General features: G+C 68.0%; 16 protein-coding genes. 7 read left to right on the forward strand and 9 right to left on the reverse strand.

The features are described from left to right. The first annotated feature begins 8 nt into the window (after positions 1-8). From ACW4E8_RS34220 to ACW4E8_RS34230, 3 genes are all read left to right on the forward strand, one after another. Positions 9-959 (forward strand): acetaldehyde dehydrogenase (acetylating), encoded by a 951-nt coding sequence (locus ACW4E8_RS34220; RefSeq protein ID WP_456808555.1) that lies wholly within the window; start codon positions 9-11, stop codon positions 957-959. A gap of 21 nt (positions 960-980) precedes the next feature. Further along, positions 981-2,006, forward strand: a complete 1,026-nt coding sequence (gene dmpG / locus ACW4E8_RS34225; RefSeq protein ID WP_456808556.1) for a 4-hydroxy-2-oxovalerate aldolase — start codon at positions 981-983, stop codon at positions 2,004-2,006. A 164-nt stretch (positions 2,007-2,170) separates the two neighbouring features. Beyond that, positions 2,171-2,971 (forward strand): GntR family transcriptional regulator, encoded by an 801-nt coding sequence (locus ACW4E8_RS34230; RefSeq protein WP_456808557.1) that lies wholly within the window; start codon positions 2,171-2,173, stop codon positions 2,969-2,971. A gap of 13 nt (positions 2,972-2,984) precedes the next feature. Here ACW4E8_RS34230 and ACW4E8_RS34235 read toward each other — a convergent pair whose 3' ends face one another. The 9 genes from ACW4E8_RS34235 to ACW4E8_RS34275 all read right to left on the reverse strand — a co-directional run bounded on the left by ACW4E8_RS34235 (position 2,985) and on the right by ACW4E8_RS34275 (position 11,974). Beyond that, positions 2,985-4,049, reverse strand: a complete 1,065-nt coding sequence (locus tag ACW4E8_RS34235) for a porin (RefSeq protein WP_456808558.1) — start codon at positions 4,047-4,049, stop codon at positions 2,985-2,987. Positions 4,050-4,257: 208 nt separating this feature from the next. After that, positions 4,258-5,628: a 3-hydroxyacyl-CoA dehydrogenase NAD-binding domain-containing protein gene (locus ACW4E8_RS34240; protein WP_456808559.1), complete on the reverse strand. Its 1,371-nt coding sequence runs from the start codon at positions 5,626-5,628 to the stop codon at positions 4,258-4,260. 8 nt (positions 5,629-5,636) lie between these two features. Further along, positions 5,637-6,434, reverse strand: a complete 798-nt coding sequence (locus ACW4E8_RS34245) for a crotonase/enoyl-CoA hydratase family protein (protein ID WP_456808560.1) — start codon at positions 6,432-6,434, stop codon at positions 5,637-5,639. 62 nt (positions 6,435-6,496) lie between these two features. After that, on the reverse strand, positions 6,497-7,465 hold the full coding sequence (locus ACW4E8_RS34250) for a PDR/VanB family oxidoreductase (protein ID WP_456808561.1): 969 nt from the start codon (positions 7,463-7,465) through the stop codon (positions 6,497-6,499). Positions 7,466-7,514: 49 nt separating this feature from the next. Further along, positions 7,515-8,504: a tripartite tricarboxylate transporter substrate-binding protein gene (locus ACW4E8_RS34255; protein WP_456808562.1), complete on the reverse strand. Its 990-nt coding sequence runs from the start codon at positions 8,502-8,504 to the stop codon at positions 7,515-7,517. A 48-nt stretch (positions 8,505-8,552) separates the two neighbouring features. After that, positions 8,553-9,791, reverse strand: coding sequence for a Rieske 2Fe-2S domain-containing protein (locus tag ACW4E8_RS34260; protein WP_456808563.1), 1,239 nt, complete (start codon positions 9,789-9,791; stop codon positions 8,553-8,555). A 1-nt stretch (position 9,792) separates the two neighbouring features. Next, a complete protein-coding gene (locus tag ACW4E8_RS34265) occupies positions 9,793-10,797 on the reverse strand; it encodes an amidohydrolase family protein (protein ID WP_456808564.1) in 1,005 nt (334 codons plus the stop codon). A gap of 5 nt (positions 10,798-10,802) precedes the next feature. Next, on the reverse strand, positions 10,803-11,204 hold the full coding sequence (locus ACW4E8_RS34270) for a RidA family protein (protein ID WP_456808565.1): 402 nt from the start codon (positions 11,202-11,204) through the stop codon (positions 10,803-10,805). 11 nt (positions 11,205-11,215) lie between these two features. Next, positions 11,216-11,974, reverse strand: a complete 759-nt coding sequence (locus tag ACW4E8_RS34275) for a GntR family transcriptional regulator (protein ID WP_456808566.1) — start codon at positions 11,972-11,974, stop codon at positions 11,216-11,218. A 472-nt stretch (positions 11,975-12,446) separates the two neighbouring features. On the opposite strand from ACW4E8_RS34275, the gene ACW4E8_RS34280 reads away from it, so the two are divergent. Genes ACW4E8_RS34280 through ACW4E8_RS34295 form a run of 4 tightly spaced genes read left to right on the forward strand, consistent with a single transcriptional unit; the run spans position 12,447 to position 17,960 of the window. Continuing rightward, entirely contained in the window at positions 12,447-14,588 is a 2,142-nt protein-coding gene (locus tag ACW4E8_RS34280) for an acetate--CoA ligase family protein (protein WP_456808567.1), read from the forward strand. Between the two features lie 10 nt (positions 14,589-14,598). Continuing rightward, on the forward strand, positions 14,599-15,795 hold the full coding sequence (locus ACW4E8_RS34285; protein WP_456808568.1) for an acyl-CoA dehydrogenase family protein: 1,197 nt from the start codon (positions 14,599-14,601) through the stop codon (positions 15,793-15,795). 14 nt (positions 15,796-15,809) lie between these two features. Next, positions 15,810-16,937 carry an acyl-CoA dehydrogenase family protein gene (locus ACW4E8_RS34290; protein WP_456808569.1) on the forward strand — a complete coding sequence of 376 codons (1,128 nt, stop codon included), beginning with the start codon at positions 15,810-15,812 and terminating at the stop codon, positions 16,935-16,937. 42 nt (positions 16,938-16,979) lie between these two features. After that, positions 16,980-17,960 (forward strand): Bug family tripartite tricarboxylate transporter substrate binding protein, encoded by a 981-nt coding sequence (locus ACW4E8_RS34295; protein WP_456808570.1) that lies wholly within the window; start codon positions 16,980-16,982, stop codon positions 17,958-17,960. The last annotated feature ends 3 nt before the right edge of the window (positions 17,961-17,963 follow it).

Genomic DNA, 17,963 nt, shown 5'->3' on the forward strand with positions numbered 1-17,963 from the left:
AGACAAAGATGACCCGCAAGCTCAAAGCGGCCATTGTCGGCTCGGGCAATATCGGCACCGACCTGATGATCAAGATCCTGCGCCACGGCAGGCATATCGAGATGGGCGCCATGGTCGGCATCGACCCGGCCTCGGACGGCCTGGCGCGCGCCGGGCGGCTGGGCGTGGCAACGACGCACGAAGGCGTGGAGGGGCTCACCCGCCTGCCGGTGTTTGCCGAAATCGACGTGGTGTTCGACGCCACCAGCGCCGGCGCGCACGTGAAGAACGACGCCTTCCTGCGCGAGCTCAAGCCCGGCATCCGCATCATCGACCTGACCCCCGCGGCGATCGGCCCTTACTGCATCCCGGTGGTGAACGGCGACGCCCACCTCGACGCGCTCAACGTCAATATGGTCACCTGCGGCGGCCAGGCCACCATCCCGATGGTGGCCGCCGTGTCGCGCGTGGCGCCAGTGCTGTACGGGGAGATTGTTGCCAGCATCTCCAGCAAGAGCGCCGGGCCGGGCACGCGCGCCAATATCGACGAGTTCACCGAGACCACGTCCCGCGCCATCGAAGTGATCGGCGGCGCGAGGAAGGGCAAGGCCATCATCGTGCTGAACCCCGCCGAGCCGCCGCTGATCATGCGCGACACGGTTTATTGCCTGAGCGAGTCCGCCGACGAGGACGCCATCGCGCGCTCCGTCGAGGAGATGGCCGCGGCCGTGCAGCAGTATGTGCCGGGCTATCGCCTGAAGCAGAAGGTGCAATTCGACCGCATCCCCGCCGACGCGCCGCTGCTGGTGCCGGGCGTGGGCCGCGTGAGCGGGCTTAAGACCTCCGTCTTCCTGGAAGTGGAAGGCGCCGCGCACTACCTGCCCGCCTACGCCGGCAACCTCGACATCATGACCAGTGCCGCGCTGACCACCGCCGAGCGCATGGCCGAATCCATGCTGGCCAGAAAAGCCGCCGCCTGACTTCACCAAGGACAACTTGCCATGAGCAACCGCAAGAAACTTTATATCTCCGACGTGACGCTGCGCGACGGCAGCCATGCCGTGCGCCACCAGTACAGCGTCGAGCAGGCCAGGGCCATCGCCCGTGCGCTTGACGAGGCCCGCGTGGACTCCATCGAAGTCGCGCACGGCGACGGCCTGCAGGGCGGCAGCTTCAACTACGGCTTCGGCGCCCACACCGACCTGGAATGGATCGAGGCCGTCGCCAGCGTGGTCAAGCACGCCCGGATCGCCACGCTGCTGCTGCCGGGCATCGGCACCGTGCATGACCTCAAGGCCGCCTACGAGGCCGGCGCGCGCATCGTGCGCGTGGCCACCCATTGCACCGAGGCCGACATCTCGCGCCAGCATATCGAGTACGCCCGTCACCTCGGCATGGAAGCGGTCGGCTTCCTGATGATGAGCCACATGCACACCCCGCAGGGGCTGGCCGAGCAGGCCAGGCTGATGGAGAGCTACGGCGCCACCTGCGTCTACGTGGTCGACTCGGGCGGCGCGCTGAGCATGAACGATGTGCGCGACCGCATGCGTGCCTTCAAGGACGTGCTCCGGCCCGAGACCGAGACCGGCATCCACGCCCACCATAACCTGAGCCTGGGCGTGGCCAACAGCATTGTCGCGGTGGAAGAAGGCTGCGACCGCGTCGACGCCAGCCTGGCCGGCATGGGCGCCGGCGCCGGCAATGCGCCGCTGGAAGTGTTCGTCGCCGCCGCCGAACGCATGGGCTGGGAGCACGGCTGCGACCTGTACAAGCTGATGGATGCTGCCGACGACATCGTGCGCCCGTTGCAGGACCGCCCGGTGCGGGTCGACCGCGAGACGCTCGCGCTCGGCTATGCCGGTGTGTACTCAAGCTTCCTACGTCACAGCGAGGCGGCGGCGCAGAAGTACGGCCTGAAGACGGTCGACGTGCTGGTCGAACTGGGCCGCCGCCGCATGGTGGGCGGCCAGGAAGACATGATCGTCGATGTGGCGCTGGATCTGCTGCGCGAGCGGCAGGGCGCCTAGCCTGGGCATTCCGGCAAGCTGTTCCTTCAGGGGCGGCTTGGAATGCCAGCGGGTACATTTGGTATACTTCGGCAGCGCGCTCCGGTCCCGCCGGAACTACCGGCCGGTCGCCGCCAGTGCAGGCGGCGTCACCGGCTGGCGTATTCGCCTACCAAACACCCGCCATGACACAACCGCAAAAGCAGAGCATGGCCGCCGAGATCCGCGCGGCCATCGAGGCCGAGATCGAGAGCGGCGCAATGCCTCCCGGAACGCCGCTGGACGAACGCAGCCTGGCGGAGCGCTTCGGCGTCTCGCGCACGCCGGTGCGCGAGGCCCTGCAGCAACTGGCGGTGCAGAATCTCGTTCGCATCGCGCCGCGCGTCGGGGTCTTTGTCTCGCGCCTGTCCATCACGCAGCTACGCGAAACGCTTGAACTGCTGGGCGAACTGGAGGCCGTTGCCGCCAAGCTTGCGGCGCGCCGCATGGACGACGAGCAGCGCGTCCAGCTCAAGGCAAGCATGCAGCAGTGCGTCGAGGCGTTCTCGCAGGAAGACGGAAAGAAGTTTGCGGAAGCCAATGCAGACTTCCATGACCTCCTCTATGCCGGCAGCCACAACGAATACCTGGTCGAGCAGATCCAGGGGATCCGGCGGCTGATGCAGCGCTATCGGCCGAAGATCTTCCTGACCCAGGGGCAGCGCCAGCGCGCGCTGCAGGACCACCAGAGGCTGGCAGATGCGATCCTGAGCGGCGATGAAGCGGCGGCACACGAAGCCATGCTGCAGCATGCGCCGGTGGGTACTACCGGATTCTCCGAGTTTCTCTCCACGCTGCCGATGAGTTATCTCGAGTCCGAGAGCGGACAGGGCGCTGGAGTCGCGGCGGCATCGGGCGGCAAGCGTCCCAGGCGGACGGCCACGGGAGAAGAAGGTGAGGCCACGCCCAAGGCCCGGCGCAAGCGGGGCCCCGTCAGCGTGGCCTGAGTCCGGCTACCGTTCAGAAGCGGTGCCGCAGGCCGACCGCGACGCCGATCTGGTTGTGATCGTTGGGCGCGATCCGGTAGGCGGCGGTGGCGCCGTTGAAGTTCTCGAAATTCAGCGCGGCGTTCCTGGTATAAGCGGCACTGAGATAGGCATCGGTGCGCTTGGACAGGAAATAATCCGCAATGAACGTGACCTGCCAGGGGTTGGCCGGATTGCCCGCGGTGCCATGGACCGACCGGAGGTTGTCGTAGTAGACCGCGCCGGTCAGCTGCAGCGCCTGGGTTGCCTGGTAATTGAGGGCGAACCACCAGAGGTCGTCGCGCGCGATCGACCCTGGCACTGCCACATCGTTCTTGCCATAGCGATACGCGGCCTGGGCCAGCAGCTGCGGCGTGATCTGGTAGCGCAGGCCCAGTGCTGCCTTCTGGCTGCGCTGGTAGTCGCCCGCCACCTTCGGGCTGTTCACGTTGTCATAGGCCGCGGCGATGCCGAACGATCCGATGCGGTAGTCCAGGCCGGCACCGTAGCCTGCGGAACCCGTCATCGATCCCGGCTGCTCGCCAAAGCTCCAGTGCAGTTCCGTTGCCAGTGGGCCGAAGTCCCCGTGGTACTTCACCATATTGTCCTGCCGCAGCCCGGCGCCGGCGATGGTGGTTACCGGCTCGTACAGGGTTGCGTACGCGGTGGGCGAGTAGTTCGCCATGGTCAGGAATAGCGACGAGTATTGCCGGCCGAAGGTCAGCTTCTGCTGGCCCGCCGCCAGGCCGACCCAGGCCTGGCGCCCGAACAGCCTGCCGCCCTGCGTGGAAATCCCCGTATCAACGCTGAAGCCGCTCTCCAGGGCGAAGATCGCCTGCTTGCCGCCGCCCAGGTCTTCCGCGCCGCGCAGGCCCCAGCGGCTGGGCGACAGGCCGCCCGAACTGAGCGCCACCTTTGACTTGCCGTCCGGCCCGGTCGCCAGGTTGTGATTGCTGTACTCGATATTGGCGTCGACCACGCCGTATAGCGTGACCGAAGCTTGCGCCGTGCCGGCCAGGCCGGCCAGGGCGCACGCGATGCCGATGGTGCGATTTTTCATTGCTTTTCTCCTCCAGGGTGAACGGATTGCGCGGCGAGTTCCCGCCGCTGCATCGGGATGCCAATGCACAAGTGGCATGAACGAAATGGCTATTGGTATGCGAATGGACCGGAAATGGCGTTTTCTGGCGGCATGAACCCGCGCCCGAGGCGCAGCCCCGGACAGGGCGGCCAATCCTTCGGGCAGTCGGGTAGCGAGGGGTAGAGACTCAGGCCGGCACGACGCCAGGCTCGAGGTCAGCGAAGCGACGGCCTTCGCGCGCCAGGCGCTGCAGCAGTGCGGACGGGGTCCACCAGTAGCCGTGCCGGGCGTGGAAGCGCTCGATATCCGCGCAGACGTTGGCCAGGCCGAGCTGGTCCGCGAGATACATCGGTCCGCCGCGGTGCGCGGGGAAGCCGTAGCCGGTGACGTAGACGACGTCGATATCGCTCGCGCGCAGCGCAACGCCCTGTTCGAGCAGCTTCGCGCCTTCATTGATCATGCCGTACAGGCAGCGCTTGAGGATTTCTTCTTCGCTGACCGGTTGGCGCTCGATGCCCAGCCGGGCGGATTCGTCGGCGATAAACTGCTCGACCACCGGATCGCGCATCGGCGTGCGGCTGCCTTGCTCGTAGCGATACCACCCCGCACCGGACTTCTGGCCCAGGCGTCCCATCTCGGTCAGCTTGAGGATCAAGTCGTTCCAGCGCCGGTCGGTCGGGCGCGTGGCCAGTTGCGCTTTGCGAGTCTGGTAGCCCACGTCGTTGCCGGCCATGTCGTGCACGGCAAAGATCCCCATCGCGTAGCCGAAGCGCGTCAGCGCCTGGTCGACCTCATGCGGCAGCGCGCCTTCCTCCAGCAGGAAATGCGCCTCGCGCGTGTAGTTGCGGAACAGCGCATTGCCGATAAAGCCCGGATAGACGCGCGCGAGCACCGAGACCTTGCCCAGGCGCCGGCCCAGGTCCATCAGCGTGGCGATCACGTCCGGCGCGGTCTGCTGCGCGCGCACTACCTCAAGCAGGCGCATCACATGGGCCGGGCTGAAGAAATGCGCGCCGACCACATCCTGCGGCCGCTGCGTGACAGCCGCGATGGCATCCACATCGAGCCCCGAGGTATTGGTGGCCAGGATCGCGCCGGGCCGAGCCAGCGCATCGAGCTTGCGGAAGATCTCCTGCTTGAGCGCCATGTCTTCGAACACGGCTTCCACGATCAGGTCGGCCTGCGCCACCTCGGCGAGATCGACCGAGCCGTGGATCAGCGCCAGGCGTTGGTCCATCTCCGCCTGCTGCAGGCGGCCGCGCGCCACGCTGCCCGCATAGTTGTCGCGCACGCGCTGCAGGCCGCGCTCCAGCGCGGCGGGCTCGGCATCGATCACGGTGACGGCAATGCCGGCATTGGCGAGTGCCATGGCAATGCCGCCGCCCATGGTGCCGGCGCCGATCACGGCAACGCGTTCCACCGGGCGCAGCGGCAAGTCTGCCGGAATGTCGGGAATCCTGGCCGCCTCGGCGGTTGCAAATCGGATGTGGGCCGCCGCGGCGTCGCGCTCCTGCTGGCTCACGGTGTCATCGGCAAGGGTAGGGGTTGGCTTTGTCATGACGGGTCTCAGCTTTGTTTGCCAGCCGGGGCGACCAGCGGCTGGGCACGCCCTTCGACGAAATCGCGCAGCCGCTCGGCGGTTTCCGGGGAGCGCTCCATATTCGAGTTCAGGTACTCCATAAACAGGCCGTCGTCATGCGACAGGTCGTTGATGCGCGGCAGCACATTGGTGATGCGCCAGTTGGTGTCGGGCGTATTGCGGGCGATCTTGGCGGCCAGCTCGCGCGCCTTGTCCAGGGCCTGCCCGGTCGGCACGACGTAGCGCACGATGTGCTCGCGCTCGCCTTCGGCCGCCGACAGCAGGCGGCCGGTCAGCATCATGTCGGCCATCACGGTGTAGCCCACCACACGCTGCACGCGCACCGTGCCGCCACCGCCGACAAAGATGCCGCGCTGGCCTTCGGGCAAGCCGAAGAAGGCAGATTCGTCCGCCACGCGCACATGCGCCGCGGTGGCCAGCTCCAGTCCGCCGCCGACCACCGCACCGTGGAGCGCGGCGACGAAGGGGATGGGACCGCGCGCGATGATGTCGAACACGGTGTGCCAGGAATGCCGCTGGCGCTTGCGTGGCCGCGGCGCGGCGCCGGCCGCTCGGGCCAGCGCCTCTTTCAGGTCCAGGCCCGCGCAGAAGTTGCTGCCATGGCCATACAGCACGCCCACGTCGGCCTCTTCGCCGGCGCGCACCACGGCGTCGCGCAGGGCCCAGACCACCTCTTCGTTGATGGCATTGCGCTTGTCGGGCCGGTTGAGGCCGATCAGCGCAACCGGCCCGTCGAGTTCATAGGTAACCAGTTCGGTGCTCATGATTGGAGTTCCAGTTGGCAGGAGCGGATCTCGCTCGTTCGTTCATTCGGTGGATGGGGCGGTCAGAGGTCCAGCACGAGCTTGCTGCTCCTGGCGCCGGAGCAGCAGATCATCATGCGTTGGTTCGATGCTTTCTCGGCCTCGCTGAGCACGAGGTCGCGATGGTCCGGCACGCCGTCGAGCACGCGCACTTCGCAGGTGCCGCAGATGCCCTCCTGGCACGAATACGGCGGCTCGATCCCCTGGCCGAGCAGGCAGTCGAGGATGGTCTGGCCCGCCTGCACTTCGACGCTGCGGCCGCTGCGCGCCAGCTCCACGGTGAAGCCGCCATCGGTGGCGGCGCTTTCGCGCGCGGCGAAATACTCCCGGTGGACCTGGGCAGGGGGCAGGCCGACAGTGGCCTGCTCGAAGGCTTCCAGCATCGGCAGCGGGCCACAGCAGTAGACGTGGGCGCTGGCCGGCAGCGCGCCGACGATGCCGGCGATGTCCAGCATGCGCCCACCAGGCTCGCGGTCGAAACAGAGCTGCACTTCAGCTCCGGCTTCATCGCGCAGCGCCTGCACGGTGTCGAGGAAGCCGGCGTTCCGGCGCGTGCGTGCCGCGTAGTGAAGCTGCCAGTGCCCGCCGAGCGCCTGCAGGCGGCGGATCATGCCGAGGATCGGCGTAATGCCGATGCCGCCTGCGATGAACACGCTGAGCGACGCCGACTCGTCGAGCGGAAAGTTGTTGCGCGGGGCACTGACGGCCAGCGTGTCGCCGGGGCGCAGCACCTCGTGCAGGTAGCGCGAGCCGCCGCGGCTGTTCGCATCCTTGTTGACGCCAATTACGTAGCGGTGCCACTCGTGCGGCGCGTTGAGCAGCGAGTAGTTGCGGATCAGGCCATTGGGCAGGTGCACGTCGATATGGGAGCCGGCCGAGAATGGCGGCAGCGCCTTGCGCGGCGGCTCGGGCCACAGCTCGTAGCTGAGAATGCCGTCGGCCTCCCAGGCCATGGACTTGACCCTGACCTGCAGTGTTTCGGAAATGCTCATGGGTGCTTCCTTCGGTTTTCCTGTCGGGGCGCGTCGGCGCGGCGCGTTGTCATTCCGGGCGGAAGCCGGAGGACTTGATGATGGGTTCCCAGGTCGCCAGCTCGGCGCGTTGCCGGCGGGCCATGTCCGCAGCATTGAGAAAGTCAGGCACGACCGACAGGCGCTGCATGAGGAACGCCCCGGTCTCGGGCGCGGACAGGATCTTGCGCAAGGCCTGCTGCATGCGCTCGAGTTCCGCCGCCGGCGTGCGGGCAGGTGCCCACATCGCGGTCCAGCCTTCGGCGAACGGCATGTCCACGCCTTGCTCGGCCATGGTCGGGATGTCAGGCGCCAGCGGCGAGCGCTTGGGGCTGAAGATGCCGATCACGCGGACCTTGCCGCTGCGGTGGTACTTCAGCATGTCGTCCAGCAGGGTGACGGCAGCGGGCACATGGCCGCCCACCAGGTCGGTGATCATCGGCGGCGTGCCCTTGTAGGGCGCCGCGGTCAGCGTGATGCCGGCCGCCCGGGCGAACTGCATGCCGAGGAAGTGGTTCTGCCCGCCCAGCCCGGGCGTGCCGAAGGTGGCTTCGGCCGGATGGCTTTTGGCCCAGCGGATGAACTCGCGGGCGCTTGCGCCGGTATCCGGGCGCACGGCCATGCCCAGCGGGTAAGACACCAGCCCGGCCACCGGGGCGAAGTCGCGCCACAGGTCCCATTTGAGTTGCCGCCCGAATACCAGGGTCTGGAAGGTCGGCGTCGCGTTGGGGGCGATCATGTAGGTGAGGCCGTCGGGTTTGGCGGCCATCAGCACGTCGGCGGCGAGGCGCCCGCCCACGCCGACATGGCTTTCGATGATGACCGGCTGGCCCAGTAGCCCGGGCAACTTGTCGGCGAAGTAGCGGGCGATCGCGTCGGTGCCGCCACCGGGCGGCAGCCCGAGCAGGATGCGGATCACGGGTTTGCCCTGCATGCCGGCGTACGCCGCCGCGGGGGCGGCTGGGGCGGCGATGGCGGCACAGGCCGCCAGCAAAAGCCGGCGTCGGCGCGTGCTTGTCATGCTGTTGTCTCCGTTTCTCTTTGTCTTGGTTCTCAGTGCCGGCGCGCTTCAGGCCGGCTGGGTCAGCACGCGCCAGTCCGTGCCGGCGGGCAGCACGCCGCCGACCGATACCGCCTGCGCGTAGTCGAGCCCGGGGTTGTCCGCCAGCGTGGGGGTGTTGCCGGCCATGAACTCGCGCACGGACTTCAGCAGCGCCTGGCGCACGCGCAGCACGGCGCCGTCGGCCGAGCACAACTGTTCGGTGGTGCGGTCGGCGATCGGGCCCTGGCCCAGGAACATGGCGAAGTCCTCGGTCCCCAGGTGCTGCGGGAAGCCGGTGGCGTGGCCGCGCCGCATCAGGTCGCGGTTCTGGCCCCAATTGTTGTCGGGGCCGCCCGGCGGCAGCGGCGGGAAGTTCCACACATCCGGCGTGGCCGACATCACCGTCATGCCCAGCGGCCGGTGCGGATTGAAATGGACGAACCAGGCGCGGTGCGTGACGTCGTCGACCGGGGTCGAGAAAAACACCGTGCCGGGGCCCTTGGCGTCGGGGGCGCAGATGATGCCGAACCACGGCATCACGAAGTTGTTGACGCGGGCATAGACCTTGTCGTCGGCCAGGGGGCGGATGGCCGCATAACGGTAGCCGTAGGGCCGGTCCTCGAACTCCAGCCGCGGCGCCAGGGCCTGCGTCATGTGCAGGCGCTCGTTGCCGGAGCCGGCGGTGATCTGCGTGGTGGACTCGTGCAGCACGCCGACGTGGGAGGAATCCATCGACGCTTCCACGCCCTGCACCCAGTTGGTCGGCACTTCCTGGCTGGTGACCGAACGCTGGTCTTCCGGCAGGCTGGTGAAGGGCAGGTCGGGGAACTTCGGCGGTTGCTCGCCCTTGCCCAGCCACACCCAGACGATGCCGCCGCGCTCCTGTACCGCATAGCGGTTGACGCGCACATGCTTGCAGAACTGCGCCTGCTCGCCCGTGTGATTGGGCGCCTCCACCACCTCGCCGCGGGTGTTGAGCTTCCAGCCGTGGAAGATGCAGCGCAGGCCGTTGTCCTCGTTGCGGCCCATCAGCAGCGAGGTCTTGCGGTGCGGGCACAGCTCGTCGACCATGCCCACGCTGCCGTCGGTCGCGCGGAAGGCTGCGTAGTTGCTGCCGAGCAGGCGCACGCGCACCGGCGCGCCGTCCGCCACCAGCTTGGCCGACGGCACCGCCGGCAGCCAGTAATGCTGGCGGATCATCTCGCCCATCGGCGCGCCGCCTTCGACGCGGGTGAGCAGTTCGTTGTCTTCGCGGGTCATTGCCATGTCAGCACTCCTCGTCCTTGCGGAAGGCGCGCGAGTAGAGGCGCGTGCAGTTGCACTCGAAGATGTTGCGGCGCTGTTCCTCGGTCAGCCAGTCGATGCTTTCGATCACCGGCTTCATGTCGTCGAAATCGCGGCCCGAGACCGGATCGCGCGCGCTGCCCGTGCCGGGCTTCTCGGTGCCGAACAGCACGTTGTCGGTGCCGGCCACCTTGAGCAGCAGCTCGATCGCCTCGCGCGAGTAGTTGCACGTATCGAAGTACAGGTGCTTGAGCTGGTCGTCGAAGCTGGTGGCTTCGCCCTTGCGCACGTTCCACGCGCGGAAGCGGCCCATCTGGTAGGGGATCGCGCCGCCGCCATGCGCCACCACGATCTTCAGGTCCGGGTACTTGTCGAAAACCTTGGCGCCCAGCAGCGAGACGATGGCGATGCTTTCCTCGTTGATGAACTTCAGCGTGTACGACTCGCGTGCGCTGCAGCTGCCCGCGGAGTGGATCAGGCCCGGCACGTCCAGGCGCGTCATGGCGTCGTAGAGCGGATGCCAGAACGGGTCGCCCAGCCCCGGCGGGGTCGGGCCTTCGCCTTCGGTGGGATCCGGATTGATCAGGCAGCCGACAAAGCCCAGCTCCTTGACGCAGCGCTCCAGCTCGGGCACCGCGCGCAGCGCCGGCGATTCGTCCATGTACTGGGGCAGGCCCGCCACGCCACGGAAGCGATCGGGGAACAGCTCGACGAAGCGCGCGATCAGGTCGTTGCAATGGCGCGACCACAGCTCCGTGACGCGGCCGGGTTTGACCGAATGCATCTGCAGGTACGGGCGCGGCGAGATGAACTGCACGTCGGTGCCGACGTTGTCCATGCTCCGCACCAGTTCCTCGGCCACCTTGCGCACCGATTCATCCGGGATGCGCGGCGTGGTCGAAGGGTTGGCGCGGCCGCCGACCAGCTCCGCCATGTAGCGGAAGCTCTCGGGGGGCATGACGATGTGGGCGTGGGAATCGATGATCATGGGTTTCAGCCTTGGGTATCGCTGGCCACCACGGCCAGGCATTCGAGTTGCAGCAACATGCCGTGCTGGAGGTCGTGCACGACGATGTGCCGTGCGGGCCGGTCGCGCGGGTCCGGGAAGCAGCGCAGCCATGCGCCGTTGACGGCGTCGCGCACGCTGTCGTCCTTGACATACACGGTGAGCTTGAGCACGTCGGCGAGCGAGGCACCGCCGGCATCGAGCACGCACTGCAGGTTGTGGAAGGCGAGTGCGGCCTGCGCGGCGGCATCAGCCGGCAGCTCGCCGCTGCGTGCGTCTTTGCCGGCGATCGCCGACGTGCAGATCAGGTTGCCCACGCGTGCGCCGACCGGGATCGGAGCCTTGTGCGCGAGGCCGGGAACATCGAGTGAGCGGAGCGGACGGGTCATGGAATCCTCTGTCAGGAGATCTCGGCGCCGTGGTCGCCGTCGAAGAAATGGCGGGGAACGGTGGCCAGGAATTCGGAGAAACCGGTGGTGCCGGCCGGCACGTGCAGCAGCATTGCCCGGCCGGCCTGGGTCTCGTCGCCGGCCTGGATGGCGCGGGCGATCTGCTGGTGGTCGTGCAGCGACTTGGCAAGCTGGGCCGGGCTGACGAAGTCGCGTGTGCGGTAGCGCTGCAGGCGCCGGCGCGCGTGGCGGATGTGCTCGGCCAGGTAGTCGTTGCGGCTGCCGGCATAGATGGCTTCGTGGAACACCACGTTGGCGGCCGCGTACTCGGCCGCGCCGCCGCTGTCGGCGGCCAGCTGGCAGCAGCGCAAGCTCTCGTCGAGCGCCGCCTGCACGGTTTCATCGACGCGCCGCGCGGCCAGCTTCGCGCTCAGCGCTTCCAGTTCTCCCACGTACTCGAGCATCGCCCGCACCTTTGCGATCGACAGGCGCGCCACCGTGGCGCCCTGGCGCGGCGAAATGCATACCAGTTCGCGCGCGGCCAGCTGCTGCAGCGCCTCGCGTACCGGCGTGCGCGACACGCCGAAGCGGTCTGCCAGCGCGCGCTCGTCCAGCAGCGCGCCGGGCGGCAGGACACCTTTCTCGATCTCGTCCTCAAGCGTGGCCCGGATGTCGTTGGCCAGCCCGGCACGTGCCGGCGCGTCAGCGGCGGCGGTGCCATGGCCTGCCGCTGGGGCGGGCAAGTGGGAGTGAAGAGCGTGCGAAGTCATCGGTGGGTTTGCCCCGTACGGGCACATCAAGCCTTGTTGCGAAAAAATATACAACACATGGTTTGTGGTATGCAAATGAACTTTTCAGGCATTCAAGTAAAGTGAGCCTGATGCGCCGCTGCGAAAGTGCTGGTGCTACGCCTGCTTGTACGTGTCGGAGCCACCCCTGCGACTTGCCGCAGCAGCGCAGAATTTCCCGCAAAGTCTTGGCTGGGGCGGAAATGGCGTCCTAATCTGTTGCTGCGGGAAAGGCCCGAAGAGCAGTGCCGTCAGCGCCGCGTCGCCACCTGTCGGGCAGCCTCCGCCTAGGGAAAACACCGATCAGTGAATGCCAAGAAATTATTCTGGTGTGTTGAAAATGGTGTTCTGGTATGCCAGAATGAATTCAACAAGCCGAATTCACGAACCAATCACGGCTCTCGTGGGGCCTGAATGGCCCGGGCCGCAACATCCAACAGGAAGCTGCAATTCCATGAACAGTCCCACTCCCGTCCCTGCATCCGAGCTGGTGCCGATGGATCGCATCCTGAAGCCGCGTTCGATCGCCATCGTCGGCGCCTCGGCGGACCCGAGGTCCTTTGGCGGCTTCGTGCTCGATAACCTGGAGCGCTTCGGCTATGCCGGCGCCATCCACCTGGTCAGCCGCAGCAGTACCGAGATCAACGGCCGTGCCTGCGTGAAGACCGTGGATGAACTGCCGGACGGCATCGACCTGGCCGTGCTGGCGATTCCCGAAGCCGGTGTGCTCGATGCCGTGCGCGCGCTTGCCGCACGCCGTGCCCGCGCGGCGGTGTTGTTTGCCTCGGGCTATGCCGAAACCGGTGACGAAGGCCGTGCGAAGCAGGAGGAACTCTCCGCCGCCGCGCGTGCGGCCGGCATCGTGCTGCTGGGCCCCAACTGCATGGGCTTCACCAACTTCGAAGCCGGTGTGCCGGTCACCTTCGAGCCCGTGCAGCCCTATCCCTGCGGCGGCCGTCCCGGCATTGGCGTGGTGGCGCAGAGCGGCGCCATGGCGGCCAACCTGCGCGATGCCTTTATCGGCCGTGGGCTGCCGATGACGGCCACGGTATCCACTGGCAACGAGGCGTCGGTCGGCATCGAGGATGTGCTGTCGTATTACATTGCCGATCCGCAGACGCGCGTCATCGCGGTCTACGCCGAGCAGGTGCGCAGGCCAAGCCTGTTCCTGCAACTGGCGCGCGCAGCCCGCGCCGCCGGCAAGCCCGTCGTGATGCTGATGCCGGGCCGCAGCGCCCGGGCGCGCGAGGCAGCGCAGTCGCATACCGGTGCGCTGGCCGGTGACCACGCCACGGCTTCGGTGCTGCTGGCGCGCGAGGCGGTGGTGCTGGTCGATTCGCTCGACGAACTGTTCGACACAGCGGCGATCCTGCTGCGTTTTCCGGTCCCGCCCAGCGGCGGGCCGGCCTTTATGACCGGGTCGGGCGCGATGAAGAACATCGCGCTCGACTTCTGCGACGGACTTGGCCTGGACCTGCCCGCGCTGACCGCGTCGACCACGCAGCGTCTCACTGACATGCTGCCCGGCTACGCCGTTGCCGAAAATCCGCTGGACTACACCACCATCGGCGTGCGCCAGCCCGGCCTGATCGGCGAGATCCTGCTGACCATGCTGGCCGATCCCAACGTGGGCAGCATCGTGCTGAGCATTCCGGCCGGCCCCGAAGTGGCGCAGCGTGACAAGGCCGAGCACATCGTGCCGGCGCTGGCCCGCGCGGACAAGCCGGCGGTGCTGGTGGTGACCGGCGACAGCGGGCCGATCGAACCGTTCTTCGTGGAGGCGATCCGCGCCAGCGGCGTGCCGTTCTTCCGCTCACCGGATCGCGCGCTGCGGGCGCTGGCACGCGTGGCCGCTTACGGCGAGACGCTGCAGCGCGCCGGCCGTGCCATGCAGGGGGCGCCTCGTGCGCTGCCGCTGCCGGGTCCGGTGCCACCGTCGGGTGTGTTCGCCGAATACCAGGGCAAGGCCTGGCTGGCCGGTGCCGGGATGCCGGTGCCGCAGGGTGGTCTCGCCGCCAGCGCCGATGAAGCGGTCGCGGTGACCGCGCGCATCGGCTATCCGGTGGTGATCAAGGCGCAGGCCAGCGAGCTGCCGCACAAGAGCGACGTCGGCGGCGTGATTGTCGGGCTGGCGGACGAGGCCGCCTTGCGTGCCGGCTGGCAGCAATTGCACGACAACATCGGCAAGCACCGTCCCGGGCTGCGCCTGGACGGCGTGCTGGTCGAGGCGATGGGCCCGCGCGGGCTCGAACTGGTGGTCGGCGCGCGGCGCGATGCCGACTGGGGGCCGGTGGTGCTGGTGGGCCTGGGCGGGATCTGGATCGAGGCGCTGAAGGACGTGCGGCTGCTGCCGGCCGACCTGGCCGAGGCCGACATCCTGCAGGAGCTTGGCCGGCTGAAGGGGGCATCGCTGCTGCGCGGCATCCGCGGCGCGGCCGCGGTCGACACCGCGGCCATCGCCAGGGTGGTTGCGCTGATCGGCGAGCAGATGCGGGCCAATCCTGACATTGCGGAAATCGACATCAATCCGCTGGTGGCCTACCCGGACCGCGTGCTGGCGCTGGATGCGCTGGTCGTCCTGAAGCCGCAGGCATGAGGCAAGCCCGATGAGACTGACTTTCTCCCCCGCAGAAGAAGCCTTTCGCCAGGAAGTGCGCGCCTTCGTGAAAGAGCGCCTGCCGGCCGACATCAAGCGCAAGGTCGAGCTCGGCCTGCGGCTCGAACACGCCGACTATGTGAACTGGTTCCGCATCCTGGAAGCGCGCGGCTGGCTGACGCCGGGCTGGCCGGTCGAGCACGGCGGCCCGGGCTGGACGCACGTGCAGCGCTACCTCTTCGATGAAGAGACCATGCTCGGCGGCGCGCCGCGCATCATCGCCAGCGGCATCCAGATGCTGGGCCCGGTGCTGATTGCCTTCGGCACACCCGAGCAGAAGGCCCGGTACCTGCCCGACATCCGGCAAAGCAATACCTGGTGGGCGCAGGGCTTTTCCGAGCCGGGCGCCGGTTCGGACCTGGCGGCGGTGCGCACGACCGCGGTGCTGGAACCCGACGGCAGGCATTTCGTCGTGAACGGGCACAAGGTGTGGACCTCCTACGCGCACTGGTGCTCGATGATGTTCGCGCTGGTGCGCACCGATCCGAATGCCGCCAAGCCGCAGGAGGGCATCTCCTTCCTGCTGATCGACATGAACTCGCCCGGCGTGGAGGTTCGCCCGATCCGCATGCTCGAAGGCGGCACCGACCTGAACGAGTGCTACCTGGACAACGTGCGCGTGCCGGTCGAGAACCTGGTGGGCGAGCTGCACAAGGGCTGGTCCTACGGCAAGTACCTGCTGGGCCATGAGCGCACCGGCATCGCCGGCATCGGGTCTTGCAAGCAGCAGCTTGCGCGGGCACGGGCGCTGGCCGGCGGGCAGGGGCTGGAGCAGGATCCGGTGCTGCAGTCGCGGCTCGTGCAGTTCGAGATCGAGCTGATGGCGCTCGAGTTCACCGCGCTGCGCCTGCTGAGCCCGAACCAGCAAAGCCGCGTGCCGGCCGTCGAGGCATCGATGCTGAAAGTGCGCGGGACCGAATTGCGCCAGGCCATCTATGAGCTGCTGGTGGAGATCGCCGGCCCGCATGCGGTGCCGTTCGAAGAAGCCGCGCTGCTGGGGGATGCCGGCGATGACGCGGACGCAGCCAGCCCGCCGGAGCTCGCCGCGCTGGCCGCCAACTACCTCGATGCACGCAAGCTGTCGATCTACGGCGGCGTCAATGAAGTGCAGCGCAACCTGATCAGCAAGGCCTTCCTTTCGGCCTGACACCGTACCCGACCATGGACTTTTCTCTTAGCGACGAACACCTGGCGCTGCGCGACGCGGTACGCCGATTCTGCGACGGCGAGTATCCCGCCCACCGGCGCGGCGAGGCCGAGCCGGCGGAACTGGCCGCCACGCGCTGGGCCGGCATGGCCGATCTCGGCCTGCTGGGGCTGCCGCTGGCCGACGATGTCGGCGGCAGTGCGCAGGGCCCCGTGGAAATGATGCTGGTGGCGCAGGAACTCGGCCGCGCACTCGGTGGCGCGGGCTGGCTTTCCAGCGTGGTGCTGGCCGGCCAGCTGCTGGACGAGGCAGGCAGCCAGGCACAGCGCCAACGCTGGCTGCCGGCGCTGGCCGCGGGCGAAGCGCGCATGGCGCTGGCATGCGGCGAAGCCGAGGCACGCTACGACCTGTCCCGCGTCGGCACGCTGGCACGGCGCGATGGCGCGGGCTGGGTGCTGGATGGCACCAAGACCCTGGTGCTGGAGGCCGGCAGAGCGGACGTGTTCCTGGTAGTCGCGCGCACCGCCGGCGAAGTCGACGATGCTGCCGGCCTCTCGCTCTTTCTCGTCGAATCAGGTCTGGCCGGCCTGTCGCTCAAAGAATTCAGCACGCTCGACGGGCGCTGCGCCGCACACCTCACGCTGCGTGGCGTGCGCGTAGCGGCCGATGCCCTGGTGGGAGAGGCCGGCGCCGCGCTGCCGCTGGTCGAGGCCGCCACCGACCGCGCCAGCGCCATGCTGTGCGCGGAGGCGGTGGGCGCGCTGGAGGCGCTGATCGAACTGACCGCCGAGCAGCTCAAGACCCGCAAGCAGTTCGGCACCACGCTGGCGAAGTTCCAGGTTCTGCAGCACCGCATCGCCGACATGCTGATCGCGCTGGAGCAGGACAAGTCGATGGCCTGCGCGGCCGCGATGGCGGTGCAGGAGGGCGAGCCGGCACAACGGCGCCGGCTGGTGTCCGCGGCGAAGGTGCTGGCCGGTCAGGCGGGCCGACAGCTCGGGCAATGGGCCATCCAGATGCACGGCGCCATGGGCATGACCGACGAATGCCGCGTCGGCCATTACGCCAAGCGGCTGATGGTGATCAACCAGCTGTTCGGCGACGCCTCGTACCACTTGCGCCGCTTTGCCGGACAAGCATAGCTGCGCGGACCGCGCATCCATAAAGATAGAAGGAGACAACGCATGGCTATATTCAAGACCCTCAGGACGGCGTGCTGCGCCCTGGCGCTGGGCTTTACCCTGGCAGCCCACGCCCAGGACAAGCCGCCGATCAGGCTGCTGGTGGGCTTTCCGCCGGGCGGATCCACCGATACCGTCGCCCGCGTGCTGGCCGACAAGCTGCAAGGCGTGCTCGGCCAGGTGGTGATCGTCGACAACAAGCCCGGCGCGGGCGGCCGCATTGCCACTGGCATGCTCAAGCACAGCGCGCCCGATGGACTTACCTACATGGTGGCGCCGAATGCCACCGCGATCTTCCCGACGCTGCTCTATCCGCCGGCAACGCTCAAGTACGACCTGCTGACCGACCTGAGCCCCGTCGCCGTGGTGATTTCCTACCCGCTGGCGCTGGTGGTGAGCAGCCAGACCGGGGTGACCAACGTCAAGGAATACGTGGCCTGGCTCAAGGCCCACCCCAAGGAGACCGTGTTCGGCAGCGCCGGCCTTGGCGGCCAGACGCACTTTACCGGGCTGCAGTTCGGCAAGGCTGCCGGCGTGCCGCTGAACGTGGTGCCCTACAAGGGCAACGGGCCGCTGGCGACGGACCTGATCGGCGGCCAGCTCGCCGCCGCGGTGATGACCGCCGGCGACATCCTGCCGCACACGCGCGGCGGCAAGGTCCGCATCATCGGCGTGTTCAGCAGCAAGCGCTCGCCGCTGCTGCCCGATGTGCCCACGGTGGCCGAGCAGGGCGTCAAGGTGGATGCCGGCGAGGCCTGGACCGGCGTCTGGGCGCCGGCGAAAACACCCAAGGCTGAACTCGAACGCATGCAGGCAGCGCTCGGCAAGGTGCTGGCCATGCCCGATGTGCGCAGCATGCTGGAAGAAAAGGCCGTATTGCAGCCGGACTTCCGCGACGCCGCGGACCTTGACCGCCTGCAGCGCAAAGAGCTGGCCTATTGGGGCCCCGTCATCAAGGCCAGCGGGTTCAAGCCCGAACAGTGACCC

The sequence above is a fragment of the Cupriavidus sp. CP313 genome (assembly GCF_054072015.1).

What these genes read in the sequence shown, in the direction of transcription:
- ACW4E8_RS34235 (WP_456808558.1), bottom strand. Translation starts at nt 4,049, where the DNA reads ATGAAAAATCGCACCATCGGCATCGCGTGCGCCCTGGCCGGCCTGGCC.
- ACW4E8_RS34285 (WP_456808568.1), top strand. Translation starts at nt 14,599, where the DNA reads ATGAGACTGACTTTCTCCCCCGCAGAAGAAGCCTTTCGCCAGGAAGTG.
- dmpG (WP_456808556.1), top strand. Translation starts at nt 981, where the DNA reads ATGAGCAACCGCAAGAAACTTTATATCTCCGACGTGACGCTGCGCGAC.
- ACW4E8_RS34230 (WP_456808557.1), top strand. Translation starts at nt 2,171, where the DNA reads ATGACACAACCGCAAAAGCAGAGCATGGCCGCCGAGATCCGCGCGGCC.
- ACW4E8_RS34260 (WP_456808563.1), bottom strand. Translation starts at nt 9,791, where the DNA reads ATGGCAATGACCCGCGAAGACAACGAACTGCTCACCCGCGTCGAAGGC.
- ACW4E8_RS34245 (WP_456808560.1), bottom strand. Translation starts at nt 6,434, where the DNA reads ATGAGCACCGAACTGGTTACCTATGAACTCGACGGGCCGGTTGCGCTG.
- ACW4E8_RS34250 (WP_456808561.1), bottom strand. Translation starts at nt 7,465, where the DNA reads ATGAGCATTTCCGAAACACTGCAGGTCAGGGTCAAGTCCATGGCCTGG.
- ACW4E8_RS34220 (WP_456808555.1), top strand. Translation starts at nt 9, where the DNA reads ATGACCCGCAAGCTCAAAGCGGCCATTGTCGGCTCGGGCAATATCGGC.
- ACW4E8_RS34295 (WP_456808570.1), top strand. Translation starts at nt 16,980, where the DNA reads ATGGCTATATTCAAGACCCTCAGGACGGCGTGCTGCGCCCTGGCGCTG.
- ACW4E8_RS34240 (WP_456808559.1), bottom strand. Translation starts at nt 5,628, where the DNA reads ATGACAAAGCCAACCCCTACCCTTGCCGATGACACCGTGAGCCAGCAG.
- ACW4E8_RS34270 (WP_456808565.1), bottom strand. Translation starts at nt 11,204, where the DNA reads ATGACCCGTCCGCTCCGCTCACTCGATGTTCCCGGCCTCGCGCACAAG.
- ACW4E8_RS34275 (WP_456808566.1), bottom strand. Translation starts at nt 11,974, where the DNA reads ATGACTTCGCACGCTCTTCACTCCCACTTGCCCGCCCCAGCGGCAGGC.
- ACW4E8_RS34290 (WP_456808569.1), top strand. Translation starts at nt 15,810, where the DNA reads ATGGACTTTTCTCTTAGCGACGAACACCTGGCGCTGCGCGACGCGGTA.
- ACW4E8_RS34280 (WP_456808567.1), top strand. Translation starts at nt 12,447, where the DNA reads ATGAACAGTCCCACTCCCGTCCCTGCATCCGAGCTGGTGCCGATGGAT.
- ACW4E8_RS34265 (WP_456808564.1), bottom strand. Translation starts at nt 10,797, where the DNA reads ATGATCATCGATTCCCACGCCCACATCGTCATGCCCCCCGAGAGCTTC.
- ACW4E8_RS34255 (WP_456808562.1), bottom strand. Translation starts at nt 8,504, where the DNA reads ATGACAAGCACGCGCCGACGCCGGCTTTTGCTGGCGGCCTGTGCCGCC.